Annotated in this window: 24 protein-coding genes; 17 read left to right on the top strand and 7 right to left on the bottom strand. The window is 71.2% G+C overall.

What is annotated here, in order from left to right; all coding sequences use genetic code 11:
• Nucleotides 1-30 precede the first annotated feature (30 nt).
• The 3 genes from ABT324_RS03040 to ABT324_RS03030 are packed head-to-tail and all read left to right on the top strand — an operon-like array spanning nucleotide 31 to nucleotide 4,143.
• A complete protein-coding gene (locus ABT324_RS03040) occupies nucleotides 31-2,382 on the top strand; it encodes an arylsulfatase (protein WP_351170662.1) in 2,352 nt (783 codons plus the stop codon).
• Nucleotides 2,375-3,256: a formylglycine-generating enzyme family protein gene (locus ABT324_RS03035; RefSeq protein ID WP_502949676.1), complete on the top strand. Its 882-nt coding sequence runs from the start codon at nucleotides 2,375-2,377 to the stop codon at nucleotides 3,254-3,256. The genes ABT324_RS03040 and ABT324_RS03035 overlap by 8 nt, the downstream gene beginning before the upstream one ends.
• An 11-nt stretch (nucleotides 3,257-3,267) precedes the next feature.
• On the top strand, nucleotides 3,268-4,143 hold the full coding sequence (locus ABT324_RS03030; RefSeq protein WP_351170659.1) for a LysR family transcriptional regulator: 876 nt from the start codon (nucleotides 3,268-3,270) through the stop codon (nucleotides 4,141-4,143).
• Nucleotides 4,144-4,147: 4 nt separating this feature from the next.
• On the opposite strand, the gene ABT324_RS03025 is transcribed toward ABT324_RS03030, so the two are convergent.
• From ABT324_RS03025 to ABT324_RS03010, 4 genes are all read right to left on the bottom strand, one after another.
• Nucleotides 4,148-4,582 (bottom strand): VOC family protein, encoded by a 435-nt coding sequence (locus tag ABT324_RS03025; RefSeq protein ID WP_351170656.1) that lies wholly within the window; start codon nucleotides 4,580-4,582, stop codon nucleotides 4,148-4,150.
• A gap of 4 nt (nucleotides 4,583-4,586) precedes the next feature.
• Nucleotides 4,587-5,951: an MFS transporter gene (locus ABT324_RS03020; RefSeq protein WP_351170653.1), complete on the bottom strand. Its 1,365-nt coding sequence runs from the start codon at nucleotides 5,949-5,951 to the stop codon at nucleotides 4,587-4,589.
• Nucleotides 5,952-6,397: 446 nt separating this feature from the next.
• On the bottom strand, nucleotides 6,398-6,751 hold the full coding sequence (locus ABT324_RS03015; protein ID WP_351170650.1) for a hypothetical protein: 354 nt from the start codon (nucleotides 6,749-6,751) through the stop codon (nucleotides 6,398-6,400).
• Between the two features lie 37 nt (nucleotides 6,752-6,788).
• Nucleotides 6,789-8,177, bottom strand: a complete 1,389-nt coding sequence (locus ABT324_RS03010; RefSeq protein WP_351170648.1) for an MFS transporter — start codon at nucleotides 8,175-8,177, stop codon at nucleotides 6,789-6,791.
• 49 nt (nucleotides 8,178-8,226) lie between these two features.
• On the opposite strand from ABT324_RS03010, the gene ABT324_RS03005 reads away from it, so the two are divergent.
• Entirely contained in the window at nucleotides 8,227-9,150 is a 924-nt protein-coding gene (locus ABT324_RS03005; RefSeq protein ID WP_351170645.1) for a LysR substrate-binding domain-containing protein, read from the top strand.
• 240 nt (nucleotides 9,151-9,390) lie between these two features.
• On the top strand, nucleotides 9,391-12,330 hold the full coding sequence (locus ABT324_RS03000; RefSeq protein WP_351170642.1) for an ATP-binding protein: 2,940 nt from the start codon (nucleotides 9,391-9,393) through the stop codon (nucleotides 12,328-12,330).
• A gap of 4 nt (nucleotides 12,331-12,334) precedes the next feature.
• Here ABT324_RS03000 and ABT324_RS02995 read toward each other — a convergent pair whose 3' ends face one another.
• Both ABT324_RS02995 and ABT324_RS02990 read right to left on the bottom strand, forming a co-directional pair.
• Nucleotides 12,335-12,925 (bottom strand): hypothetical protein, encoded by a 591-nt coding sequence (locus ABT324_RS02995; protein ID WP_351170639.1) that lies wholly within the window; start codon nucleotides 12,923-12,925, stop codon nucleotides 12,335-12,337.
• Nucleotides 12,926-12,995: 70 nt separating this feature from the next.
• On the bottom strand, nucleotides 12,996-14,312 hold the full coding sequence (locus ABT324_RS02990; RefSeq protein ID WP_351170636.1) for an APC family permease: 1,317 nt from the start codon (nucleotides 14,310-14,312) through the stop codon (nucleotides 12,996-12,998).
• A gap of 222 nt (nucleotides 14,313-14,534) precedes the next feature.
• Here ABT324_RS02990 and ABT324_RS02985 point away from each other — a divergent pair, with 222 nt between their 5' ends.
• From ABT324_RS02985 to ABT324_RS02935, 11 genes are all read left to right on the top strand, one after another.
• A complete protein-coding gene (locus ABT324_RS02985) occupies nucleotides 14,535-15,161 on the top strand; it encodes a TetR/AcrR family transcriptional regulator (RefSeq protein WP_351170633.1) in 627 nt (208 codons plus the stop codon).
• 14 nt (nucleotides 15,162-15,175) lie between these two features.
• Nucleotides 15,176-16,303: a DmpA family aminopeptidase gene (locus ABT324_RS02980; protein WP_351170630.1), complete on the top strand. Its 1,128-nt coding sequence runs from the start codon at nucleotides 15,176-15,178 to the stop codon at nucleotides 16,301-16,303.
• 96 nt (nucleotides 16,304-16,399) lie between these two features.
• Nucleotides 16,400-16,915 carry a DUF3558 domain-containing protein gene (locus tag ABT324_RS02975; RefSeq protein WP_351170627.1) on the top strand — a complete coding sequence of 172 codons (516 nt, stop codon included), beginning with the start codon at nucleotides 16,400-16,402 and terminating at the stop codon, nucleotides 16,913-16,915.
• Between the two features lie 21 nt (nucleotides 16,916-16,936).
• Nucleotides 16,937-17,176 (top strand): DUF397 domain-containing protein, encoded by a 240-nt coding sequence (locus ABT324_RS02970; RefSeq protein ID WP_351170624.1) that lies wholly within the window; start codon nucleotides 16,937-16,939, stop codon nucleotides 17,174-17,176.
• A 238-nt stretch (nucleotides 17,177-17,414) separates the two neighbouring features.
• Nucleotides 17,415-17,666 (top strand): hypothetical protein, encoded by a 252-nt coding sequence (locus ABT324_RS02965; RefSeq protein ID WP_351170622.1) that lies wholly within the window; start codon nucleotides 17,415-17,417, stop codon nucleotides 17,664-17,666.
• Nucleotides 17,667-17,707: 41 nt separating this feature from the next.
• Entirely contained in the window at nucleotides 17,708-18,184 is a 477-nt protein-coding gene (locus ABT324_RS02960) for a DUF3558 family protein (RefSeq protein WP_351170619.1), read from the top strand.
• A gap of 11 nt (nucleotides 18,185-18,195) precedes the next feature.
• Entirely contained in the window at nucleotides 18,196-18,420 is a 225-nt protein-coding gene (locus ABT324_RS02955) for a hypothetical protein (RefSeq protein WP_351170616.1), read from the top strand.
• 335 nt (nucleotides 18,421-18,755) lie between these two features.
• Nucleotides 18,756-19,214 carry a hypothetical protein gene (locus ABT324_RS02950; protein ID WP_351170613.1) on the top strand — a complete coding sequence of 153 codons (459 nt, stop codon included), beginning with the start codon at nucleotides 18,756-18,758 and terminating at the stop codon, nucleotides 19,212-19,214.
• Complete coding sequence (locus ABT324_RS02945; RefSeq protein WP_351170610.1) at nucleotides 19,211-19,729, top strand: DUF3558 domain-containing protein; 519 nt, start codon at nucleotides 19,211-19,213, stop codon at nucleotides 19,727-19,729. Before ABT324_RS02950 ends, ABT324_RS02945 begins: the two co-directional genes overlap by 4 nt.
• Nucleotides 19,730-19,741: 12 nt before the next feature.
• Nucleotides 19,742-21,256, top strand: coding sequence for a PPE domain-containing protein (locus ABT324_RS02940; protein ID WP_351170607.1), 1,515 nt, complete (start codon nucleotides 19,742-19,744; stop codon nucleotides 21,254-21,256).
• 75 nt (nucleotides 21,257-21,331) lie between these two features.
• Complete coding sequence (locus tag ABT324_RS02935; protein WP_351170605.1) at nucleotides 21,332-22,153, top strand: ESX secretion-associated protein EspG; 822 nt, start codon at nucleotides 21,332-21,334, stop codon at nucleotides 22,151-22,153.
• A 19-nt stretch (nucleotides 22,154-22,172) separates the two neighbouring features.
• Here the strand turns inward: ABT324_RS02935 and ABT324_RS02930 are convergent, their stop codons facing one another.
• Nucleotides 22,173-22,838: a PAS domain-containing protein gene (locus ABT324_RS02930; RefSeq protein WP_351170602.1), complete on the bottom strand. Its 666-nt coding sequence runs from the start codon at nucleotides 22,836-22,838 to the stop codon at nucleotides 22,173-22,175.
• A 174-nt stretch (nucleotides 22,839-23,012) separates the two neighbouring features.
• Between ABT324_RS02930 and ABT324_RS02925 the strand changes: the two genes are divergently transcribed.
• Nucleotides 23,013-26,126 (top strand): bifunctional cytochrome P450/NADPH--P450 reductase, encoded by a 3,114-nt coding sequence (locus ABT324_RS02925; RefSeq protein ID WP_351170599.1) that lies wholly within the window; start codon nucleotides 23,013-23,015, stop codon nucleotides 26,124-26,126.
• Nucleotides 26,127-26,155 lie beyond the last annotated feature (29 nt).

The following is a 26,155-nucleotide window of genomic DNA, read 5'->3' as shown; positions in this document are numbered from 1 at the left end:
CGGCGGCTCGATGCTGCCAGGAGGTTGGGGATGAGCGACGCGGTCCGCTCCCGCGAGCGCCTGCCGATCCCGGACGAGGTCCCACCGCCGGCCACCGCGCTGGACGCGCGTGACCAGCAACCGCGCTTCGAGCCGGTGCAGCCGGTGCGCCCGCCGGAATCCGCGCCGAACGTGGTGGTCGTGCTCATCGACGACATGGGGTTCGGCGCGCCCAGCGCGTTCGGCGGGCCGTGCCGGATGCCGACCGCCGAGCGGCTCGCCGACAACGGCCTGCGCTACAGCCGGTTCCACGTCACGGCGATCTGCTCGCCCACCCGGCAGGCGCTGCTGACCGGCCGCAACCACCACTCCGTGGGCATGGGCGTGACCACCGAGATGGCCAGCGCCGCGCCCGGCTACAACGGCATCCGCCCCCGCAGCGCGGCCACGCTGGCGCAGGTGCTGCGCGGGAACGGCTACAACACCGCGGCCTTCGGCAAGTGGCACCAGACACCGGCGCGGGACGTCAGCGCGGCGGGGCCGTTCGACCGGTGGCCGACGGGGGAGGGCTTCGAGAAGTTCTACGGCTTCCTGTGCGCCGAGATGAACCACTGGTACCCGCTGCTGTTCGACGGGACCACGCCGCTGGAGCCCGCGCGCCGCCCCGAGGACGGCTACCACCTCTCGGCGGACCTGGTCGACCACGCCATCGACTGGGTGCGCGACCAGCGGGCGCTGAAGCCGGACCACCCGTTCTTCGCCTATCTGCCCTTCGGCGCCACCCACGCGCCCTACCACGTGCCCCGCGAGTACCGGGACAAGTACCGGGGAGCGTTCGACCACGGCTGGGACCGGCAGCGCGAGATCACCCTGCAGCGCCAGAAGGAACTCGGCGTGGTGCCGCCGGACGCCGAGCTGGCGCCGTGGGCGGAGGGCGTCCCGCACTGGGACGAGCTGTCGGCGACCGAGCAGCGGGCGGCCGCGTCGCTGATGGAGCTCTACGCGGGCTTCGCCGAGCACACCGACGACCAGGTGGGCCGCCTCGTCGACGCGCTGGAGGAGCTCGACGCGCTCGACGACACGCTGTTCATCTACATCCTCGGCGACAACGGGGCCTCCGCCGAAGGCGGCCTCGGCGGCACGCTCAACGAGCACCGCTTCGCCAGCGGCATCCCCGACAGCGCCGAGTTCATCCTGGACAACGCCGACGCGCTGGGCGACGCCACCACCCACGCGCACTACCCGGTCGGCTGGGCGCTGGCGATGAACACGCCCTACCAGTGGACCAAGCAGGTCGCCTCGCACTTCGGCGGCACCCGCGACGGGATGGTGGTGCACTGGCCGCGGGGCATCGCCGAGCGCGGCGGCATCCGCCACCAGTTCCACCACGTGATCGACGTGGTGCCCACCGTGCTGGAGGCGGCAAGCATCCCGCACCCGGTGGAGGTCGACGGCATCGCCCAGCAGCCGATCGAGGGCACCAGCATGCTCTACAGCTTCAACGACGCCGACGCCCCGGACCAGCACCGGCTGCAGTACTTCGAGATGGTCGGCAACCGCGGCATCTACCACGACGGCTGGATGGCGGTGACCCGGCACGGCACGCCGTGGGAGATGGTCCAGGGCGAGCAGCGGCGCTACTTCGACGACGACGAGTGGGAGCTCTACGACACCTCGGTGGACTGGACGCAGGCGCGCGACATCTCCGCCGAGCACCCGGGCAAGCTCCAGGAGCTCAAGCAGCTGTTCCTGGTGGAAGCCGGTCGGCACGGGGTGTTCCCGCTCGACGACCGGATGACCGAGCGGGAGAACCCGAAGGAGGCCGGGCGCCTGGACCTGATGGGCGAGCGCCGGTCGATCACCTTCCACGCCGGGACCGGGCGGCTGACCGAGGAGACCGCGCCGAACGTCAAGAACCGCTCGCACCGGTTCACCGCCGAGGTCGAGGTCGGTGGTGGAGCCGACGGCGTGGTCATCGCCCAGGGCGGTCGCTTCGGCGGCTGGTCGGTGTACTTCCACCAGGGGCGGCTCTGCTACGCCTACAACTACTTCGGCCTGGAGGTGCACACCGCGCGGTCGCGCGCGCCGCTGGCGCCCGGCCGCCACGAGATCAGGGTCGACTTCGCCTACCACGGCGGCGGGGTCGGCCGGGGCGGCGACGTGGCGCTGCACGTCGACGGGGAGCAGGTCGGCGAGGTGGTGGTCCCGAAGACCATCCCGTACTACTTCGCCTTCGACGAGACCTTCGACGTCGGCGTCGACCGCGCCACCCCGGTCACCGACGACTACCCGGTGGCCGACAACGCCTTCACCGGCGAGCTGCGCTGGGTCCGCGTCGACCTGGGCGACGACCTGCACGACGCCGCCGACGAGCGTGCCCGGTTCAAGGCTGCCCATGACTGAGCGGGCCTGCTGTGCTCCCTCGGCCGGACGGCCCACGACGCAGGCGCACCCCGTCGCGCCCGCCGCCGCCCCACGCGCGGCGGGCATGGTGCGGCTCGACGGCGGGTCGTTCCTGATGGGCAGCGAGGACGCGCTCGCCTACCCCGAGGACGGGGAAGGGCCGGTCCGGCAGGTGCGGGTCGAGCCGTTCCTGATCAGCCCCACCGCGGTCACCAACGCGGAGTTCGCCGAGTTCACCGCCGCCACCGGTTACCGCACCGAGGCGGAGTCGTGGGGCTGGTCCTTCGTGTTCGCGGGCCTGCTGCCGGACGACTTCCCGCCGACCCGCGGGGTCGCGGCGGCGCCGTGGTGGCGGCAGGTGGAGGGCGCTGACTGGCGCCGCCCCGAAGGACCGGGATCCGATGTGGACGGACGGGCGGACCACCCGGTGGTGCACGTGTCCTGGACCGACGCGCAGGCCTACTGCGGGTGGGCCGGGCTGCGGCTGCCGACCGAGGCGGAGTGGGAGTACGCCGCGCGCGGCGGGCTGTCCGGCTGCGCCTTCCCATGGGGCGACGAGCGCGAACCCGGCGGTGAGCACCGGATGAACGTCTGGCAGGGGGTGTTCCCGCAGCGCAACGACGCGGCCGACGGCTGGCGCGGCACGTGCCCGGTCACCGAGTTCGCGCCGAACGGCTTCGGCCTGTACAACACCACCGGGAACGTCTGGGAGTGGTGCGCCGACTGGTTCACCCCGGGACGTCGCAGCGCACGCGGTGGCTCGTACCTGTGCCACGACTCGTACTGCCGCCGCTACCGGGTGTCGGCCCGCCAGGGGCTCACCCCCGACACCTCCACCGGCAACACCGGCTTCCGCTGCGCCCGCGACGCGTGAGGAGGAGTTGGGTGGAACGCCGGGAGCTGGAGTACTTCCTGGCCATCGCCGAGAGCGGGAGCTTCACCGGCGCGGCCAAAGCGCTGCGCGTCGCGCAACCCTCGCTGTCGCACGCGATCAGCTCGCTGGAGCAGGAGCTGGGCGGCAAGGTCTTCCACCGCCTCCCGCACGGCGTCGCGCTCACGCCCGCCGGGGAAGCGCTGGTGGAACCGGCCCGGCAGGTCATGCGCGACCTGAGCACCGCAGCCGACTCGGTGCGCCGGGTGCTGGGGCTCGCCGAGGGCCGACTGGACATCGTCGCGCAGACCACGCTCGCGGTCGACCCGCTCGCCGCCCTGCTCGGCACGTTCCTGCGCAGCCACCCGAACGTCGCGGTGCGGGTGTCCGACCACGAGCTGGGTTCGGCGGCCACCAGCGCGGTGCGCAGCGGCGAATCCGAGCTGGGCATGGCCGATTCCGCCGCGGACGGGGTCGCCGAGCTGGAGCACGTCGTGCTCGAAGGCCGGGAGATCCTGGCGGTGCTCCCGCCGGGGTCGGCGGCGGGCGAGCGCATCGGCCGCGCCGAGCTCGCCGAGCTGAACTGGGTCACGACCCCGCGCGGGACAGCCACGCGCGAAGTCATCGAGGACACCGTCGCCGCGTCGAGCGCGAAGCCGCGCGTCGCGGTGGAGACGGCGCACCAGGCGATGATCGTGCCACTGGTGCTGGCCGGCGCTGGGGCGACGCTGCTGCCGCGCTCGCTGGCCCGCGAAGCGGGGGAGCGCGGAGCGGTGGTGTTGCCGCTGCGGCCCCGGGTGGTGCGCCGCGGCGCCCTGTTCTGGCGCCGCGGCCCGCTCTCCCCGGCGGCAGCCGAGTTCGTCCGGATGATCCCGTCCCGCGCCCGCTAGGACGTCAGTCGAGGCAGAACTCGTTGTCCTCGACGTCCTGCATCACGATGCACGACTCCTCTTCGCCGTCGGCTTCGAGCAGCCGCACGCGCACTGCCCCGAGCGCCACCAGCCGGGCGCATTCGGCTTCGAGCACGGCGAGGCGTTCCTCCCCCTCGAGCCCGGTACCGGCCCGCACGTCGAGGTGCACCCGGTTCTTGGCCACCTTGCCCTCGGGCACGCGCTGGAAGAACAGCCGCGGGTTCACGCCCGCCGGGTCGGAGCAGACGAACCAGGAGTCCCGCTCCTCGACCGGCAGGGAGTCGTTGTACTCGTCCCAGGTGGCGAACCCGTCCGGCGGCGGTGGGGCCACGTACCCCAGCACCTCGCACCAGAAGCGACCGACGCGCAGCGGTGACGCGCAGTCGAAGGCGACCTGGAACTGCTTGACCGATGTCATCGCCTCACCCTAGTGGATCAACGTTGGCCGAAGCCTCGGTTCCTCCCCGCGAGGCTCGCCGGGACAGCCGCGCCGGAGCGGTCTCGGGCAGGGCCAGCAGGCAGAGCAGGGACAGCGTCAGCAGGACGGCCAGGTAGTAGCCGACGTTGAGCGGGTTCCCGGTGGTGGCGATGATCCGGTTCGCGATCATCGGGGTGATGCCGCCGCCGAGCACCGCGCCGAGGTGGTAGCCGAGACCGACCCCGGACTGCCGCTTCTCCCGCGGGTAGACTTCGGAGAAGTAGGTGTACATCGGACCGAAGAGCACGCCGGTCGCGGCGAAGCCCAGCACGACGGCCGTGTTGACGGCGGCGACGGTGCCTGCCGAGGCGATCGGGAACATCGCCAGCGCACCGCCCAGGGACAGCAGAACACCCGCGAGCATCACCGGTTTGCGCCCGATGCGGTCGGACAGCCACGCGGCGGTGATGTTGAGGACCGCGTGGCAGGCCAACCCCAGCAGGGAGCCGTTCACGATCGCCTGGCGGGGCAGCCCGAGTCCCTCGGGGGCGCTGGCGGTGGCGTAGGACAGCATGAAGGTGACCAGCGTGTAAGTGGTCGCGGTGAGCCCGAGGTTGATCCCGGCGGTCAGCCCGATGCGGCGCCAGTCGGACTTGATCACGTCCAGCAGCGGGCGCTTCGACCGGTTGTCGTGCTCCTCGTCGGCGACCATCTGCTGGAAGACCGGGCTCTCCGCCACGCCCCTGCGCACCCACAACCCGAGGAGCAGCACCAACCCGCCCGCCAGGAACGGCAGCCGCCACCCCCAGTCCCGAACGTCGTCGTCCGGCAGGAACAGGACCATGGCGAAGGCGAAGTTCGCCATGATGGTGCCGATCGGCGAGCCCAAGGCCACGAACGAGCCGTACACGCCGCGCCGGTGCGCCGGTGCGTGCTCGATCGCGAGCACCGCGGCACCAGCGCTCTCACCGCCTCGCGCGACACCGTGCAGCAGCCGGAGCGTGACGAGCATGAGCGGCGCGGCGACGCCGATCACGGCGTAGGACGGCAGCACGCCCATGCCCAGCGTTGCCAAGCCCATCAGCAGGAACGCGGCGGACAGCGCGGTGCGGCGGCCCTTCCGGTCGCCGATCCAGCCGAAGACGGCGGCCCCGAGCGGCGCCATCACGAACCCGGCGGCGAAGGTGGCCAGGCTGAGGAAGGTGCCGAGCCAGGCGTCACCGGTCTTGAAGAAGACGTCGCCGAACACCAGCGCCGCGGCCGTGCCGTAGATGGTGAAGTCGTACAGCTCCAGGGAGGTGCCGACCCCGGCGGCCACCCCCAGCCGCAGCACGCTGGCAGACGGCTCCGCAGGTCGGGTCGATGTCATCAGACGTCCTCACGCAGGTCGGTGGTGACCGACACGTTAGGAAGTCGGGTGAACCGCACCCAGTGGTGAATCCCGCAGCGGGCTAAGGGTTTTCCGTACCGCGCCGCCGGTGTGGCCGCGCGTGCTCGGGCGCCTGGTGGGCTCCGGAAAGCAGGCAACCCCGGGGCCACTTCCCGTCGGTGGTCCGACGGGCCGAACCGGACGTAGTTCGGAGCCCCGGGGTCGGGTAACTGCCTGGAATTCGCCGACCGCTCACCCGCGTTCGCGTCCCGCAGGACGATCGCACGTCGGGTCGGCTGGAGTGCCGTAGGCGGTCCTAGCGGACAGCCACCTCACAAGTCCTGTTGGTATTCAACGTTGGACCACCTCCTTTCCTGTGTACCGACGAGGCTAGGCGGCGGTCCGACGCACCCGCAACCGGTTTTCCCGCGGGCCGTGGTCGCAGGTCAGGCCGAGGTGATCCTGGTTCCCGCGATGGCGTCGTTGTCGATGAGGTTGCTGTCGCCGCGAGGGGTGGACGGGAGGTCGTTCGACGAGACACTGTCGAGGTACAGCCCGGCCTCCGCCCCGGTTCCGACCACGCTGGCGGAGCGCTTCCGGACGTCGATGCGCTTGACGCGCACGGCGTGCGCACCCCCGGGCAGGTGCAGCACGGCGTCCTGCCCCCGCTGGACCTGCCCGCTGGTGACGTGACCGGTGAACACCAGCCCGCGCATCGGCACGGCGAACACGTGCTCGACGACGAACTCGAACGGCTGCGTCGGCCCGGGAGGCGCCTCGCGCCGCGAGAAAAGACCCATGACCAGGAGTTTAGCCATGCGGCCTGATCAGGCGGCGTCATCGTCGAGCCGAACTGGAGCGCCGCCACCGCGAGCCGGACGGGCGCTTCGCCGACGCGAGGGGTGAGCGGTTGGAGTGCGTGCGCTTGGGACGCGCGGTCGTCGCTCGCTGAGGTCGCGCCTCTGGAACGGTTGCTGCGGAACGCGTTCGGCGCAGAACCCGCTCGCCGCCGGGACTGGACGTGCGGCGGTGGGTGGCGGCGACTGCCGCAGCAGCCAGCGGGACGAGCGCGGCCGCGGCGGTGGCGACCCACGACATCGCGGCGGACAGCGGGTGTTCGAGCGTGACGAGGCCGACGGCGATGGTGGGGAGCCCGGCACCCAGGTAGAACGCCAGGTTCAGTGCGCCGGTGGTGGCACCGCGCTTGCCGGCTGGCGTGACCGCGTCGACGGCAGCGGCGGCACCGCCGTAGGCCAGGCCGTGCCCGGCACCGGCCACGACTGCTGCGAGCAGGGTGGCCGGGAGCGACCCACCGCCGGTGTGGGCCAGCAGGGCGAGGCTGGTCAGCACAGCGCCGAGCCCGGCCAGCTGCGCGGCGCGCGTGCCGAGGCGGGGCACCAGCGGCTGGGTGAGCACGGAGCAGATCAGCACCGCCCCGAGGACGCCGCCGACCACCGCTTCGTTGGCCTGACCACCGCGGACGAGGAGTGCCGGGATGACCGCCAGGAACAGGCCCGCCGTCGTCCAGGCGAGGAACCCGGTCGCCGCGGCGGAGCTGAAGTGCAGTCGCATCCCCCGCGGGATCTCCGGCCGGGTTGCTGTCCACCGAGCGGTCCGGGACCCGCCTGCGGAGAGCGCGGCGACGAGGTGCCAGCCGATCCCGAGCAACGCGAGGTGCAGGGCGAACGGCAGGAGCCGCGGTGCCGGTGCGTGCTGGGCGAGGACCCCGGCGGCGACCGGTCCCGCGGCGGTGCCCGCCAGGAAAGCCGTGCTGGCCAGCACCGAGCCGTTGCGCCGGGCCCGCTCGCTGATCAACGCGGTGGCCGCGCCGGTCGCGGCACCCAGCGCGAGCCCTTGCGCGGCTCGCCCGGCCAGCAACCACCCCAGGCCGGACGCCAAGGCGAAGCAGGCCGAACCGAGTGCCGCCAGCACGATGCTCGCCCGCAGCACCGACCGCGGTCCCAGGGCATCCGACGCCGACCCGAACAGCAGCAGGGCAGGCGCGCTGACCAGCGCGAACGTCGCGTGGACCACGGTCATCGCGAGGTCGCTGATCGCGAACGCGCCCTGGTAGGCCGGGTACAGCGGGCTGGGCAGGTAGGCACCGGCGGTGAGCACGACGAGCACGTACAGGCCGGTGCGCAGTTCGCGCGCCCGGCCGCGGGGCGGCAGAGCCCGGTCGAGGGGGTTCGACAGCATCACGGCGTCCAGGCTGCCGGTCCTCACCCGGAAAGAGAATCAAACGGTCTTCGACATGACCGTGCAAAATGGTCGAATGATCGACCCCAAGCTCAAGGTGCTGCAGATGGTGGCCCACCACGGCACGGTCACCGCCGCTGCCGCCGCCCTGCACTACACCCCGTCGGCGGTCTCGTACCAGCTGCGCCAGCTGGCCGAGGAGCTCGGCGTCGAGCTGATGACCCAGCGAGGACGGGGCATCCAGCTGACCGCGGCGGCCCGGACGGTGCTGCGCCACGCCGAGGCGTTGCAGGCGCAAGCCGAACTCGCCTACGCCGAACTCGCCTCGATCACCGACGAGCCCAGCGGTTCGTTCACGCTGTGCGGCTTCTCCACCGCTGCGACCAACCTGCTCCCGCCCGCCGCTGCCGCGCTGCGGGAGCGCTACCCGCACCTGCGGGTCCGGGTGATCGAAGCCGAACCTGCGCGCTGCTTCGACCTGCTGCTGGCCGGGGACGCCGACCTCGCCCTGGTGATCAACTCCGCGGACACCCCGTCCACCGCCGACGAGCGCTTCGACCAGCAACCGCTGCTCGAGGACCCGCTGGACCTGGTCGTGCCCGCGGGGCACCGGCTGGCCCAGCGCCGCGCGGTCACCCTCGCCGACGCCGCCGACGAGCCGTGGATCGTGGCCCTGCCCGGCGGCGCATACCACGACCTGGTCCGCACGGCCTGCATGGCGGCCGGGTTCACTCCGAACATCGCCCACCACGCCAACGAGTGGGACACCGGAGCAGCCCTGGTGGCCCACGGTTTCGGCATCATCCTGGTGCCGCGGCTGGCCCGTCTGCACGACGACTGGCCCGTCGTCCGCCTGCCCCTGCGCGGCGAACCGGCACCGGCCCGCCGCATCACCGCAGCAACCCGCCTCGGCCGCCGCGACCACCCCGCGGTGGCCGCATCCCTGGCGGCCATCCGCACCACGGCCGCGGACCTGCTCCCCACCACCCGGCTGCGGTGACTCCGAAGTGGACGCTCAGCCGGGCGCCCGCGCCGTGACCAGCCAGCCCCGGACCGCAATCCGCACGGCCGCCTGCTTCACAACGGCGGAACACCTTGACAGACCTCGTGCTGCTCGTGGTTGGCGAGGTGCTCCACCGGGCGGATCTCCGTTCTCGGGTGGTGGACGTCGAGGACCGTGCGCGGCGCGCCTGCCACCCAGCTCGCAGATCGCTGTCGTGCCGGGTGGCAGAGTGGGCGCATGTGGGTCGGCCTCTTGGGACCGCTTCAATTGCGCTGTGGCGGCGAACCGGTTGAGATCGGTGGTCTGCGACTGCGCGGACTGCTGGCCCGGCTCGCCGTGGACGCTGGTCGAGTGGTCCCGCTGGAATCCCTGGTTGAGGCGGTGTGGCCGGAGAGCACACCGGAGAACCCGGCGCACGCGCTGCAGTCGTTGGTCGCGCGGTTGCGGCGGGCGCTGCCGGACCGGTCCGCGCTGCGGTCGGTGCCGCGGGGTTACCTGCTGGCGCTGCGGCCCGAGCAGGTCGACGTGCTGCACTTCGAGGAACTCGCCGCGGAGGGGCGCCGCAGCGCTGCCGTGGAGACCTTGCGCGCGGCGCTGGAGCTGTGGCGAGGCGAGCCGTTCTCGGACGTGCCCGCAGCACCGTACGTCGCGGCGGAAGTGGTGCGTCTCGACGAGCTGCGGCTCGGCGCGATCGAAGACCGCATCGCCGCCGAAATCGCTCTCGGTGACCACCGGTCCGATGTGGTGGCCGAGCTGGATTCGCTGACCACCGCGCACCCGTTGCGGGAGCGGTTGCGCGCCCTGCTGCTCGAAGCGCTGGGCCGGCAAGGCCGGCGAGCTGAAGCGCTCGCCGCCTACGAGGAGTACCGCACCCGGCTGGCGGCGGAACTCGGCAGCGACCCGGGTTCGGAGCTGCAGGAGCTTCACCTGGACCTGCTGCGCGACCGCAGGCCCGAGCCGCGCCCTGCCCTCCCCGCGGAGTTGACCAGCTTCGTCGGCCGCGTCGAGGAGTGCTCCGCCGTGGCGGAGCGGTTCCAGCACGGTCGGCTGGTGACACTGGTGGGCCCGGGCGGGGTGGGCAAGACCCGCCTCGCCACCGCGGTCGCCGGTCGGCTGACCGGCGTGGTGCGGTTGGTCGAGCTGGCCCGGGTGACCGCACCGGCGGACGTGCCGTACGCGATCGCCGTCGCTCTCGGTGTGCGCGGAGCGGGCGGCTCGAACGACGTCGTCGCGCAGGTGGTTGAAGCGGTGGCCGCGACCAAGTCGGTGCTGGTGCTGGACAACTGCGAGCACGTCGTCGACGCGGCGGCGGAGGTGGCGCACGAACTGCTGCGCCGGTGCCCGCGGCTGCGGGTGCTGGCCACCAGCCGCGAGCCGCTCGGCATCACCGGTGAAGTCCTCATCCCGGTCCGCCCGCTCGACCCCGAGGCGGCCGTCCGCCTGTTCACCGACCGCGCCCGAGCCGCCCGCCCCGACTTCACCGCCACTGACGAGGTGGCCGCGGTCTGCCGACGGCTCGACGGGCTGCCCCTGGCGATCGAGCTGGCCGCCGCCCGCCTGCGCTCGATGTCGTTGTCCCACCTGGTCGCGCGGTTGGACGACCGGTTCAGGGTGCTGACCGGCGGCAGCCGCACCGCGCTGCCCCGACACCGGACCCTCCGCGCGGTCGTGGCGTGGAGCTGGGAGCTGCTCACCGAGGAGGAGCGGGATGCGGTGGAGCGGCTAGCGGTGTTCGCGGGCGGTTTCGGGCCGGACGAGGCCGCGCGGGTGGGGATTGCGGAGGAGGTGGTGGATTCGCTCGTGGACAAGTCGTTGCTGCAGCTGTCCGGCGAGCGCTACCGCCTGCTCGACACGATCCGCGCGTACGGCGAGGAGCGGTTGCGGGAGACCGGTCGGCTGGATTCCGCGCGGGAGCAGCACGCCGCGTGCTTCCTCGACCTCGCCGAGCGCGCCCGCCGGCACCTGCGGGGGCCCGCGCAGGTGCACTGGGTGCGGCGGCTGGCAGCGGACCGCGACAACCTCACCGCCGCCTTGCGCCACGCATCCGCCGACACCGCAGTCCGGTTGGGGTCGGTGCTCGGGCACTTCTGGCTGATCCGCGGGGACCACGCCGAAGCCGTGCAACGGCTCGGTGAGGTGGTCCGCGCCGGCACACCCGCCCCGGTCGTGGTCGCCGGTCACCTGCTCAACGCCATGTTCGCGGGAATGCTGGCCGAGGTGAGCGCCGATGTCGAGCGCCAGTGGCAGCCGGACCAGCCCGAGGGTGCCTTCGTCGACGCGCTGCTGGCGTTGGCCCGCGGTGACTTCGCCGCGGGGCTGGCCGCCACCGAACCGCACCTGGACCACCCGGACCCGTGGGCCCGAGCGATGTTCCGGCTCGCCCGCGCATTCTTGCGCGGTTCCACCAGCGACCTGCCCAACGGCGTCGAGGACCTGCGGGCAGCGGCGGAGGACTTCGCGACGGCTGGCGACTCCTGGGGCCGAGCGCTGTCCCTGATGTCCCTGGCTTCGGCCCACACCGCCGCTGGCTCCGCCGAAGCCGCCATCGCCGCCCTGGACGAGTCGACGGCGCTGACCCGGGAGCTCGGCGACGACGGCCAACGCGTCTGGCTGGCCAACATCCGGATCAGCGCGGGTGATGCGCCAACCGCGCGGGCGGAGCTGCTGGCGGTCGTCGCCGAGGCCCGCTCCGCCCACCACGTCGCGCTGGCCCGCCTGGCGCTGGCCGACCTCGCGCGCCACTCCGGGGACCTCGACCAGGCCGCGGACCAGCTCCGCCGGGCCGAGGAGGACGCCGCACCGGACAGCCGCCCGTTCCAGGTGCTGCACCTGAGCACGGCCGGTTTCCTCGCCGCTGCCAAAGGAGAGCTCGACTCGGCGGAGGCGAAGTTGTGCTCGGCGCTGTCGATGGCCGCCACGATGCCCGATGCCCCAATGGCGGCCGCGGTCGGCGTGGGCAAGGCCGACCTCTTCCTGCGGCGTGGGCAACCGCGCCGCGCAGCGGCGATCCTGGGTGCCGCGTGCGTGGTGCGCGGTGGCCCGGACGCGCACGATCCCGACGTAGTGCGGCTGACCCGCGACCTCCAGCAGGAACTGGGGCCGTGGGCCTACCGCGCGGCTTACGCGGAGGGGCGGGAGCTGAGTGCTGCTCGCGCCCTCGAACTGCTCGAGTCGTGACTGCTCAGCCGGTCAAGCCGAGCTTCGCCACGTACTCCTCGCGGCACCCCGCGCAGCAGAAGCCGTGCACCGCCCCGTCGACCTCCAAGGTGATCGCGTCCTCGTTCAGCGGAACGATCACGCCGCACAGCGGATCCCGGACGGCCTTGCCCGCCTCCAGGTCCGCCAGGTACGGCTCGCCCATCATCTCGACGATCCGCGTCGACGTCGCCACCTGCCCGTTCAGCCCGATCCCGCCCTCCGGGACCCCGAGCACGTGCACCTGCACGGCGGCTTCCGGGCCCGCCACGGCCGCCACGGCTTCGGTCGTGTGGGAGACGACGTACTCGCTCATGTCCTTGCGCCAGGGCCCCGGCACGTGCACCCGGACCACGAACCGCGCTGGTGCGCCCGGCTCGAGCACCTCGCCCCCGGTGACCCACACCGCAGACTCGTGCACCACCACGTGGAACAGTGCCCCGAACACCTCGGAAATCCCGGCGTGCCGGTCCTCGTCGGGCACGAACCTGTCCAGCGCACCCAGCAGCTCGGCCACCCGCCGCCGCTGATCCGAGCTGAGCGCCCCCTTGGGCGCGAACAACTCCACGAACATCATCCGCAGCACCTCCTCCGTCCGGAGGCCGCACTCTCCCGCGGCGTGCTGCCAAACACCTCGCACGCCGGTGTCACGTGTCCTCGTCGGTGGGGTCGGGGAGGGTCCAGCGGTCCCTCCGGGGGTAGATGTAGGCGTAGTAGTAGGCGTAGCCGATCGCGAGGATCGCGGTGGTGATCGCCACCGGGGGCCAGTCGGTGCGCAGGTTCTCGTAGAGGACCACTGCCATTGCCCCCAGCGCCAGGAGCGGGGGCAGCGGCCAGGCGGGCATGCGGTAGGCCGCGCGGCGGGTGCGGCCCCGGACGCGGCCGAGCAGGGCCGCCAGGCCGACCAGCACGTAGGTGATCACCAGGCTGGCGCCGGAGCCGAGCAGCAGGACCTCGAAGGGCAGCAGGGTGTAGGACAGCACGCCCAGGGCCGCCACCGTCAGCGTCGCCACCACGGGGGTACGCAAGCGCGGGTGGATCCAGGTCAGCGGGCGGTTGAGGGCGTCGGGCCAGGAGCGGTCGCGGGCCGCCGAGTACAGGCTGCGGCCGAGCTGGAGCATGATCGCGATGACCGCGTTGATCACCGCGATCGCGATGCCCAGGCTGACGATCGTGTTGAGCACCGGACCGCCGCGGGCGAGCAGGAAGTAGTTCATCGGCGATTCCGCGCTGACCAGGGCGGACATGCTGGGTGTGCCCAGCAGCACCGCGACCAGCGGGACGAGCTCGGCGATCACCGTGATGCCCAGCGACCACAGGATCGCCCGCCCGATCGTCCTGGTGGCCTGGCGGGTTTCCTCGGCGTAGTAGACGGCGGTCCCGTAACCGTTGTAGGCGAAGATCGCGACCGCGGTGTAGGAGACGACCAGGCCTGCCGAGGCCGCGCTCAGCGTGCCGTCCGGCCCAGCTGCCTGTGCCGTCCACAGCACCGAGACCGGCTGGGTGACGTGCACGAACCCCAGCGCCGCGAGCACGGCGAGCGCCAGCAGTTCGAGCACCAGGAAGAGCACCAGGAAGACACCGGTCACCCACGCGTTGGTGCGGATGCCCAGCACGGCGATCAGACCGGTGGCCACGATGACCACCACGCCGACCCAGTGGCCGTCCAGCGCCGACCACACCACGCCGAGGTACTGGCCGGTGCCGCTGGCGATCACCCCCAGGATCAGCGTGCCGGACACGATGGTCAGCAGGTACAGCGCGAACCCGGTGGACTTGCCGACGGTCCGCGCGACGAACGCGTACTCACCGCCGGTGATGGGGAACGCGCTGGACAGCTCGGCGTAGCACAGCGCCACCACGACGCCGACCAGCGCGGCGATGGTGAACACCACGGCGGAAGCACCGGCGACCCCCTGGATCACCGACGGGACGATGATGAACACGCTCGACGCGGGAGTCACCGCGGAGAGCGTGATCAGGAGTTCTCCCGGAAGGTCAGGGACCGGGACAGGTCTTGGCGGTAGCTGGTGGAGCTGGCGGTGGCGGCGACTTCCTCGGTCATCGGGCACCTCGACCTTCGAGACCATGGTTTGGCGCCAGAGTCAAAGAACGGATGCCCGATGTCAAGGGATGTTGCGCGGGTCTGTTGACTGTCTTGGCACGAGTGCCAGAGAATCCTCGGCATGGCCCGTCCCAGTCGCAAACCCGTGCGCCGCGAACACCTCGTCGCCGCGGCCACCCGGGCCGTCGGCCGCCAGGGCCTGGCCGCGCTGCGCGTTGCCGACGTGGCCGAGCAGGCGGGGGTGGTCCGCGGTTCGGTGCACTACTACTTCCCCGACCTGTCCGAGCTGCTGCGCGAGGTGTTCCGTCAGGCGGTGGACCGGTTCTGCACCGACCGGGCCGCGATGCTGTCCACACTGGACGACGCGCGGGAGAAGCTGGTCGCCGCGGCCCGCGCGGGCATCCCGTGGCGGGCCGACGACGAGTTGGTCAACGTGCTCTACGAGTTCACCACCGCGGTGCGGCAGGACCCGGTGTACTCGGTGATCGTGGAGAGCCTGTTCGACCGGCAGGTCACCATGTACGGCGCGGTGCTGGAGATCGGCCGCGCGCAGGGGCACTTCGCGCCGACCGCGCCGATCCCGGACATCGCGGCGAACCTGGTGTGCCTGGAGAACGGCTACGGCCTGGAGATCCTGGCTGGGAACGCGGTGATGCCCCCGCAGCGGGCCTTCGAGCTGATCCTGTCCTACGCCCGCGGCGCCACCGGCTGCGCGGAGCTGGCCCCCGACCTGGTTGACCCCGCGTGACCTCGGAGGAGCCGATGACCGCCACGCGCACCCCCGCCGGACTGCCCCGGGCCCGCGCGCTCGGGATCCCGCTGGACGGTGCCCCGGGACAGCACAACGCCATCACCGACGTGCCCGGCGTGCAGGTCGGGTACACCACCCTCGTCGAGGGGGAATCCGTGCGGACCGGGGTGACGGCCATCCTGCCGCGCGGCCGGGACGGGGTGGCCGACCCGTGCGCCGCGGGCTGGTGCTCGCTCAACGGCAACGGGGAGATGACCGGCACCGCCTGGGTCGAGGAGACCGGTTCGCTGGCGCTGCCGATCGGCATCACCAACACCCACGCCATCGGCACCGTCCACAGGGGACTCATCGACTGGGTGGTGCGGAACCGGCCCGAGCTGGCGCGCGAGTGGCTGCTGCCGGTGGTCGGGGAGACCTGGGACGGCTACCTCAACGACATCAACGGTGCGCACGTGCGCACCACCCACGCGGCGGCGGCAGTGGACGCGGCCCGCTCCGGTCCCGTCGAGGAGGGGTCGGTCGGCGGCGGGACCGGGATGAACTGCTACGCCTTCAAGGGCGGCAGCGGCACCGCGTCCCGGGTCGTCGAGCACGGCGCGGACCGCTACGCGGTGGGAGCGTTCGTGCAGGCCAACTTCGGCGCGCGCAGGGAGCTCGTGGTCGCGGGCGTCCCGGTCGGCAAGCAGCTGCTGGCGGACAACCCGATGGAGGAATCCGACTGGCTCGCCAGGCCGGGCGCGGGGTCGGTGATCGTCGTGGTGGGCACCGACGCCCCGCTGCTGCCGGGCCAGTGCACCGCGCTCGCCCGCCGGGTGCCGATGGGCCTGGCCCGCACCGGCACCACCGGCAGCCACTTCTCCGGCGACCTGTTCCTGGCCTTCTCCACCGCGAACCGCGGCGCGTTGACCAGCACGATGGCCCCCGGCGGCCCGGACTACGAGCAGCTGCGCTTCGTCCCGTGGGGCCGGATGGACCCGTTCTACGAGGCGGTCGTGCAGGCCACCGAGGAAGCGGTGCTCAACGCGCAGACCGCCAACGCGGACATGACCGGCCGCGACGGCCACCGCACCCCAGCACTACCGCACGACCACCTCACCAACCTCCTCCGCAACTCCGGCCTCCGCCTCGTTGACCGATGAGCTCGGAAGGGAAGGCTGATCCTTTCGTCAAGTTGCGGTGGACTACGTTGCTACCGACAAGCAGATCGATCAGGACTTGCAGAGGGGTAGTCAGGCATGAAGGTGTCGGGCCGAAGCACCGTTGGTGCATGCGCCGGTGCAGTAGTGCTGGCGGTGGCTGCCTGTGGTGCCCCGCAGGAAGACCCAGCGCCCACTAGGAGCGACCAGGGGCTTGCGCAGATCGACCCGTGCACGATGGTTCCTTCTGACGTACTTGCATCGTTCGGCCTGCGGGAACCTGGCGATCCAGAAGGCGCTGGTTCGTCAGGGCCCGGCTGCTATTTCAACGGCGACAAGATTGCTGGCATCTTCTACAAGAACCAGGAAAAGACTGTCGAGTCCTACGGTCAGCAGGACAACTGGGCGAAGTTTGACCGTTTGGAGATCGACGGGCGTCCGGCTGCGAGCGCGATCGACAAGGGTTCAACCCAGGCGAGGATCTGCTCGGCATTGTTCGATTCGGGCGGCGGCCTAATCAAGATCACGGTGACGGAGAAGCGTGACCAGGGCATTGACGAGTGCGGCGAGGCTGTGAAGATCGCTGAAACCATTGCGCCCCGGATGCCGAGATAGATCGGCGCTCCAACCTCGCTGGTGCGTGGCTCACCCGCTGTTCGTTGGCGGCGGTCGAGCAGAAGCATGGGGCATGGCGCCTGTGTCGAGTCGCTGGCGCTGACGGTCGCGTCGCGACTCCAGAAGGACCAGAAGGTCCCGGTGCTGGAGTTCTCGCGGTCCGAGTGGGGGGCTGGTCTGGCTAGGCTGATCGGGTTGTGTGTTGCTGATCGCGTGATCATCTTTCGGCTTCGATCGCGGGTAGTCTGCCCGCTTCGCTAGCTTTACCTGGGTCGATCGATCGGTACCGGAGGTGGCTGCGGATGGCGGACGCGCAGATGTCGGGTGACTTGGGAGTGGGGGCAGGAGCGGCTCTCGGCTTCGTCGGCACTGGTGCTGCGCTGGGCGCGATCAGGCAGGAGAACGACCAGCTCGGGCAGCAGATCTCCTCGGGGCAGCTGAAGATGAACCCCGATGCCGCGAAAAAGTCAGCGGATGTGTACGAGCTGAGGCCGAAGAGGTGCAGACGCTCTTCCGCAAAGCTGAGGACCTCCAGGCGGTTGAGGGTTTGGGTGACTACGCCTCGGTTCAAGAACTTGCGAACAAGTTTGCCTTGAAGGCGAACAATGGTGAGACAGGCGCTGGTGACCTGCTGATGCAACTCAGCAATGAGTTGATCAAAAAGGCAGATCTCTTCCGACAGGCGACGAGGGACTACGTTGCTACCGACGAACAGATCGGTGAGGACATGCAAAGGGGTAGTCAAGCGTGAGGACGTCGTCTCGAACCGTGCTTGCTGCGGGTGTCGCTGCCGTGGCTCTGGTGGTGGCGAGCTGTGGCCGACCGAGTTCAGTGGAGGGCCCGCCCACAGCCGCGGCGGAGCAGGGGCTCGCCAAGGTCGATATGTGCACGTTGTTGACCCCGGAAGAGCTCGAATCATTTGGATTCAGGGCGCCTGGCGAGCCTGAGACCGGTAGTTCTGGTGAGCCGGCCTGCGCTTTCAGCGGGCGGCCTTTTGGGGCGACCTTCTTCAAAAACCAGGAAATGACCGTCGAGAAGTACAGTCAGCAGGACACCTGGGCGAAGTTCGACCGACTTGAGGTTGATGGCCGTCCTGCTGCGAACACCATTACCAAAGGATCGACGCAGGCGCGACTCTGCTCGACGATGTTCGATGCAGGTGGCGGTGTGATCACTCTGACGGTGCAGGAGTTCCGTGACGAGGGGGCGAACGTGTGTGCCGAGAGCGTGAAGGTCGCTGAGGTCATTGCACCGAAGCTGCCGAGATAGCTGGGGATCTGATGGGCTTCATGGAGTGGGCCGGTGATGGCGCCAGCGATGTCGGTGGCGCGGTGGCCAAGACCGTCGGCAATGCCGTTGCTGAAGGCGCTGGTGAGGTTTACGACTTTGGAACGCTCGGCAGGAGGCGGCTGAGCAAGCTCGCAGAAGAACGCACAGCTCTGTGCGGACTTGGAGCGGCAGAATCGAGCGTGACCAGGGCATTGACGAGTGCGGCGAGGCTGTGAAGATTGCTGAGGCCATCGCGCCCTGGATGCCGAAATAGGTTGGCGCTCCAACCTCGCTGGTGCGTGGCTCACCCGCTGTTCGTTGGTGGCGGTCGGGCAGAAGCATGGGGCATGCCGTGTCGAGGCCGCTGGCGCTGACGGTCGCGTCGCGACTCCAGAAGGACCGGAAGGTCCCGGTGCTGGAGTTCTTGCGGTTCGAGTGGAGCTAGCCTGGCTAGGCTGATCGGGTGGTGTGGCGCTGATCACGTGATCATCTTTCGGGTTCGATCGCGGGTAGTCTGCCCGGTTCGCTAGCTTTACCTGGGTCGATCGATCGGTACCGGAGGTGGCTGCGGATGGCGGACGCGCAGATGTCGGGTGACCTGGGGGTGGGGGCAGGAGCGGTAGGATCGGCCCTCGGCTTCGTCGGCGCTGGTGCTGCGCTGGGCGCGATCAGGCAGGAGAACGACCAGCTCGGGCAGCAGATCTCCTCGGGGCAGCTGAAGATGAACCCCGATGCCGCGAACAAGGCAGCTCAGGTCTACGAGAAGAAGGCCGATGAAGTCGAGCGGCTCAGCCTGCGGGCGAGCAGGCTGGGGCGTGTTCAGGGGCTTGGTGATTACAGCTCTGCGCAGGAACTGGCTGGCAAGTTCGCCCAGAAGGCTTCCAATGGGACGAACGGTGCTGCTGATCTGCTGAAGCAGCTGAGTGATGAGCTGAGGCGCAAGGCTGATCTCTTCCGAACGGCTGCGAAAGACTATGTTACGACCGACGAGCAGATCGGCGAGGACATGCAGAGGGGTAGCCAGGCGTGAAGTCTTTGTCTCAAGCAGTGATCGCTGTGTGTGCCGGTGGGGTGCTGCTGGCTGTGGCCGGTTGCGGTGGCCCGGCTGGTCAAACGCCTGACCCGGAATCACAGACGCAGGGGCTTGAGCAGCTCGATCCTTGCGGGATCTTCACCGACGACGACCTTCAGGCGTTCGGTCTTGAAGGTCCGGGATCTCCGGAAACCGGGATCGCGTCGGAGCCTGGCTGCTACTACAACGGTGATCGCACCGCTGTAGTGGTCTACAAGAACCAAGAGCAGACGGTTGAGGCCTACGGGCAGCAGAGCAACTGGGCCAAGTTCGACGCGCTTACGGTCGACGGGCGAAAAGCAGCGAGTGCTATCGACAAGACTGCTACGCAGGCACGGATTTGCTCGACCCTGTTCGACGCCGGTGGCGGGTCGATCATCGTCGATGTCAGCGAATCGCGTGACCAGGGACTCGACGAGTGCGCCGAATCCCAGAAGATTGCTGAGGCCATTGCGCCTCGGATGCCGAGATAGCTGGGGGATCTGATGGGGTTCATGGACTGGGCCGGTGATGTTGCCAGTGATGTCGGTGGCGCGGTGGTCGACGGGGTCAAGACCGTCGGCAATGCCGTTGCTGAAGGCGCTGGTGAGGTTTACGACTTTGGTGCTGACCTGTTCGGTTACGACTCCCGCGCCGAGAACGCTCGGCAGGAGGCGGCTGAGCGGGCGCAGCAGGAGAACGCGCAGCTCCGCAAGGACCTGGAGCGGCAGAACCGACAGTTGACGGCCGGTATGGACGTCGACCCCACTTCGATCACCCAGCAGGAGAACTGGCAGGCCTACGGTCACCAGGAGCTTTACGAGACCAACCAGCGGTCCCTGGACCAGGGCAAGACCGCGGACGCCGCCAACCAGTGGCGGGAGATCGCGGAGAAGCTGCGGGCCATTGGTCCGGAGCTGCAACAGGAGGCTGGTTCCGCCATCCAGGGCGGCTGGGAGGGCGATGCCGCGGATGCGGCCAACCAGTCCGCCGAGCCGTTGGTGAAGTGGATGACGGACAGCGCTGATGCGTTCCAGGCCACCGGCAACAAGATCGAGGAGGCCGGGTCCGCTGCCGGGCAGGCCAAGCTCATGGTGCCGGAGCCCGAGGGGCACCACTACGGGCGGTCTGTCGCGATCGGGCTCGCCAACCCGATTGCCGGTGGCACCGACGCGGTCGCGCAGATGCGGGAGCGGCAGCAGGCCGAGCGGGCCGCCCAGGAGACCATGGGGCGGGTGCTGACCCCCACCTACACCAATGTGGACAGCTCCGTTCCGGCGTTCCGGGACCTCGAGGACAAGCCCGTGCCGCCGCCTCCGCCCCCGCCGCCACCTCCGCCGCCGCCGATCGAGCCGCCGCAGGTCCGTCCCCCGAGCACTGTCACGCCTTCCAGCGTGCCCCCGGGCGGGACTGGGGATGGCGGGAGCATTCCTGGTGGCGGTGGTGTTCCGGGCGGCGGCAACCCCGGTGGTGGCGGATCCACCAATCCGGCCGGTACCGGGTCCGCTTGGGTGCCGAGCGGACCGGGCGGTGGGCCGGGTGGTGGTGTTCCGGGCTTGCCGGGACGCGGCGGGACCGGCGATCCGAGCGGTCCCGGGGTGCTGCCCGGCCCCGGCATCGGCGGCCCCAACGGGCCGGGCGCTGGCGGTGGACCTCGCGGCGGCGGTGCCGGTGGTAAGACCGGTGGCCCTGGCGGGCTCGGCAAACCCGGTGGTGCTGGCGGCATGGGTGCCGGTCGGCTCGGTGCGGGTGCCGGGGCTGGCTCGCTCGGTGCCGGAGGTCGCGTCGGTGCCGGTGGGCTCGGTGCGGGTGGCGCGACCGGGGTCGGCGGCGTCGGTGGCGCTGGTGGCGGCGCGGCGGGCGCGGGTGGCGCTCGTGGCGGCATGGGTGCCGCTGGCGCTGGGCAGCGCGGGCAGGGCAGCGAGGACCAGGAGCACGACCGCCCGAGCTGGTTGGAGGAGCAGGACGACGTCTGGCTCGACGACATGCCCAAGACCGCGCCGCCGGTGTTCGGCGCCTGATCAGGACCAGTTCGTGAGCGGCGGTGGTGGTGAGGGCCACCATCGCCGCTCACGAGTGATGTGGGGGAGGACTCCGTGGCCCTCGTCGGTCGCTGGCAACTGCATCCGCTGCACCTGTACCTGGTGCGCCGCTACCTCGACCTCGACGACCTGACGCTGCCGCTGGAGGGGCAGGCCTACGGGCGCACCCTCCAGCAGCTCGGCGAGGTCGCGAAGCGCGAAGCGCCCACCATGGACATGCTGGGCCTGCTCGTCGACAACGAGGTCGAGCCGGGACTGGCGCAGGCGCTGAAGGTGCTCACCAAGCCGTACCTGTGGGTGGATTCGCTGTGGTTCCCGAACTTCGACAGCGACCACTCCTGGCGCGCGGTCGCCGCGATCACCGAGGGCCAGCGCGTCGTGCTCGGCGTGCAGGGGCCGGGGGAGACCGAGCGCTTCGGCGGCCCGCTGACCGTTGAGGTGCACGACAAGGCGCCGTTGCCCCAGGTGCTCCTGCCGACGTTCCCACCTGCACCGCCCGGGAACCGCGGCGTGGTCCGGGTGCCGACCGAGTCCTTCCGCCCGCAGGACCGCGCGGAGGAACCGCCGGACAGCATGATGCAGCAGGTCACGCAGTCCAAGGGCAGCAGCGGTGACCGGCTGGTGGCGGCGTACCAGGAGATCGGGCGGGCCGAGCACGTCCGCGGTGGGCAGCTGGCGGCGAACTCGCGCGACCGCTACGGCCGCGTGCACCGGTCGGAGGTCTTGCGCTGGTTCGACAACGCCGAGCCCGACGGCCGCTACCTCGATTACCGCGAACGCGGTTCGTCCGGCGAACAGCTCTGCGTCCTCGCGTCGGCGGACGCCCGCGCGATCGCGACCAGGATCGACCAGCTGATCGCCGCCGTCCGGTCCTGAGCGCGCCGACCGGCTCCGTTCACCTGGACTGGGCTGCGACCGGCGGCCAGGCTCCGGGGTCGAGCACGCCGAGGGTGTAGGCGCGGGCCACCAGGGCTGTTCTGCCTCGCACGCCCCAGCGGCGGGAGAGCTGCGCCAGGTGGTAGTTGACGCCGTCCGCGGTCAGGCCGACCGCTTTGGCGATTCGCGCTGTCGTGCCGCCACCCGCTGCCAGGGCGAGGATGCGCGCTTCGGTCTCGCTCGCCGGTGAGGTGGGCTCGGGTCGGGGTTCCGCGCGTTCTCCCGCGACGCGGAGCATCAGCAGCAGTGATGGGGGCAGGTCCGGGGCGTCGCTGACCGGGGTCACATCCATCTCCCCGTGCCGTTCGACGCCGCTCGGCGGGCACCAGGTCACCTCGACCGGGTAGCGGGACCTGCGGTGCCGCCGCACGGCTTCCGCGATCGGGTGCAGCCGGGCCTTCGTGCTGGGCACGAAGAAGTCCAGCGCGTTGCGGCCGCGCAGCTGGCCGGGCAGCAGGCCGCACTCCGCGGCCATCGCCGGGTTCGCCACGCGGATCTCGCCGTGCGGGTCGCAGAGCGCCAGCGGCAGCGGCAGGTGGTCGAGCAGCAGGATGAACCGGTTTCGCCAGGAGATCGCCTCCCGGCGCCAGTCCGGTGCGCCACCGCCGTTGTCCTCGATGTCCACCTGGAGCCCTCCTGGTGCTTGCGGTTCCCGGCCGGTTTGGCAAGCCGGAGACGCACCGACCTACTACACGATTGTGCAGTGCGGTGGCGGCGGCGGGGGCACCCGCGGCGCGAGTGTGGAGGGGACCGCTCTCCCCGGCGGTCGACCCGACCACGAAAGGCGGTTGGCCCGCACATGGCCGCGACCCCCGGCATTCCCGTCGTCGACGTCTCCGGCGAACCGACCCGCACCCCAGTCCTGCGGTCGATGCGGCTGGTCCGGCAGCACGGCCCGGCCTTCGTCCAGCGCCAGCACGGGCAGGACACCCTGCTGGTCAGCAGCCTGGAGCTGGTCACCGAGCTCTCCGACGAGCAGCGGTTCGAGAAGGCAGTCGGACCGGCGTTGGAGAACGTCCGCGAGTTCGCCCAGGACGGCCTGTTCACCGCCTACAACGACGAGCCGAACTGGACCAAGGCGCACGACATCCTGATGCCCGCCTTCGCCCTCGGCTCGATGCGCGCCTACCACCCGGTGATGCTGCGCGTCGCGCAGCGGCTGGTCGAGGTCTGGGACCGCAGGTGCGCGGCGGGCAGCCCGGTCGACGTGGCCGACGACATGACCCGGATGACGCTGGACACCATCGGCCTGGCCGGTTTCGGGTTCGACTTCGGTTCGTTCGAGCGGGACGAACCGCACCCGTTCGTCGACGCCCTGGTGCGCTGCCTGCACTGGGCGATGACCAAGCTCAGCCGCGACCCGGACGCCGACCACGCGAGCACCGACGAGGCGTTCCGGGCCGACGCGGCCTTCCTCGCCTCGGTCGTGGACGAGGTCATCGCGGCGCGCACCGCGCCCGGTGCCCAAGCACCGGAGAACGACGACCTGCTGGGGCTGATGCTCAGCGCCACCCACCCTTCCGACGGCACCACCCTGGACCTGGCCAACATCCGCAACCAGGTGATCACCTTCCTCATCGCCGGGCACGAGACCACCTCGGGCACCCTGTCCTTCGCGCTGCACAACCTGGTCAAGCACCCGACCGCGCTGCGGTTGGTGCAGCAGGAGGTGGACGAGCTGTGGGGCGCCCAGGCCGACCCGGAACCGACCTTCGAGGACGTCGGCCGCCTGCACTTCACCCGCCAGGTGCTCAACGAGACGCTGCGGATGTTCCCGCCCGCACCGGGTTTCTCGCGGCAGGCCCGCCACGACACGGAGCTGGGTGGCATCCCGATGCGGGCGGGGCAGTGGGCGTCGGTGGTGACGCCGATGCTGCACCGGGACCCGGTGTGGGGCGACAACCCCGAGCTGTTCGACCCCTCCCGCTTCGCACCCGAGGCCGAGGCGGCCCGCTCCCCGCACGCCTTCAAGCCGTTCGGGACCGGTGAGCGCGCGTGCATCGGCAGGCAGTTCGCCTTGCACGAGGCCACGATGCTGCTCGGGATGCTGGTCCACCGCTACCGGTTGCTCGACCACGCCGACTACCAGCTGCGCCTCAAGCAGGCCCTCACCATCAAGCCCGATGGCCTGACCCTCACCTTGGCCCGGCGCACCTCGGCGGACCGCGTCGCCGCGCCCGCCCGCGCCGCCGAGGCACCCGTCGAGGCCAGCGGGTTGCCCAGCCGGGTGCGGCCGGGCACCGGGGTCCTGCTGCTGCACGGCAGCAACTACGGGACCTGCCGGGATTTCGCCGCCCAGCTCGCTGACGCCACCGCCGAGATCGGCTGCGACACCGAGACCGCCCCGCTCGACAAGCACACCGGAGCACTGCCCGCGGACCGGATCGTCGTCATCACCGCCGCTTCCTACAACGGCCAGCCCACCGACGACGCGGCCGAGTTCGTCCGCTGGCTGGACAACGCCGAACCCGGCGCCGCCGAGGGCGTCACCTACGCGGTCCTCGGCGTCGGTGACCGCAACTGGTCGGCCACCTACCAGCGCATCCCGACCCACATCGACGCGCGCTTGGCCGACCTCGGCGGAACCCGCCTGCTGGAGCGCGCGGAAGCCGACGCCGCAGGCGATCTGACCGGCGCGGTCCAGTCCTTCACCACCGCACTGCGCGACGCCGTGCTGGAGCGGCACGGCGACCCCACCGCGGCCGCCGAGCCCGTGCGCACCGCAGACGTCGTCACCGAGATCACCGGCGGACCGCTGGACGCGCTGGCCGCCCGGCACGGGATGACGCCGATGGCGGTCACCGAGACCGACAGCCTCACCCACCCCGACTACCCGCGCGCCAAGCGCTTCGTGCGCCTGGCACTGCCCGAGGGCGAGACCTACCGGACGGCCGACCACCTCACCGTGCTCCCCGCCAACGACCCGGCCCTGGTCGAGCGCGCCGCCCGGATCCTGCGGGTGGACCCGGACACCGTTCTCAACATCGCGCCGCGCCGGGGCGGGGTCGCGGTCGACCGCCCGGTGACCGCCCGCGAGCTGCTGACCCGGCACGTCGAACTGCAGGACCGCCCGACCAGCGCGCAGCTGACCACCCTCGCCGAGCTCAACCCGTGCCCGCCGGAGCAGCAGGCCCTGCGCGCCCTGGCCGAGGACCCGGACGACCGGAACCTGCTGGAGGTCGTCGAGGACCACCCCGCGCTGGCCGAGCAGCTGAGCTGGCCGGTACTGCTGGGCCTGCTGCCGCCGATCCGGCCGCGGCACTACTCGATCTCGTCGTCACCGAGCGCCGACCCGCACCACGTCGACCTGATGGTCTCGCTGCTCGAAGCCCCCGCGCGGTCGGGCCGCGGCACCTTCCGCGGCACCGGTTCGGGCTACCTGAACGATGTGCGCCCCGGGGACACCGTGCTCGCGCGGGTCCAGCCGTGCCGGGCCGCGTTCCGGGTCGACCACGACGTCCCGGTGGTCATGGTCTCGGCCGGTACCGGCCTGGCGCCCTTCCGCGGTGCCATCGCCGACCGGCTCGCCCGCGCCGCGAACGGCTCCCCGCTGGCCCCGGCGCTGTGCTACTTCGGTTGCGACGCGCCGGATGCCGACTACCTGCACAGCGCCGAGCTGCGCGCCGCCGAGCGGGTCGGGGTGGTCCAGGTGCGCCCGGCTTTCAGCGCCGCCCCGGTCGACGGGCAGGCCTTCGTCCAGCACCGCATCGCCGCCGAGGCCGAGGAGTTGTGGCAGCTGCTCAACGCCGGGGCGAAGATCTACGTCTGCGGCGACGGGACCCGGATGGCCCCCGGCGTGCGCGAGGCGTTCCGGGCCATCCACGCGGAGCGCACCGGTGGCGACGGAACCGCGTGGCTGGACTCGCTGATCGCCGAGGGCCGCTACGTCGAGGACGTGCACACCGCGCGCTGATCGCCGCGCAGAATCGGAGGTTCCCACCC

The organism is Saccharopolyspora sp. NPDC000359, assembly GCF_040300525.1.
GTDB lineage: Bacteria > Actinomycetota > Actinomycetes > Mycobacteriales > Pseudonocardiaceae > Saccharopolyspora.
Note: the sequence above shows the minus strand (reverse complement) of the source record. Positions and strands in the feature narration are given on the sequence as shown.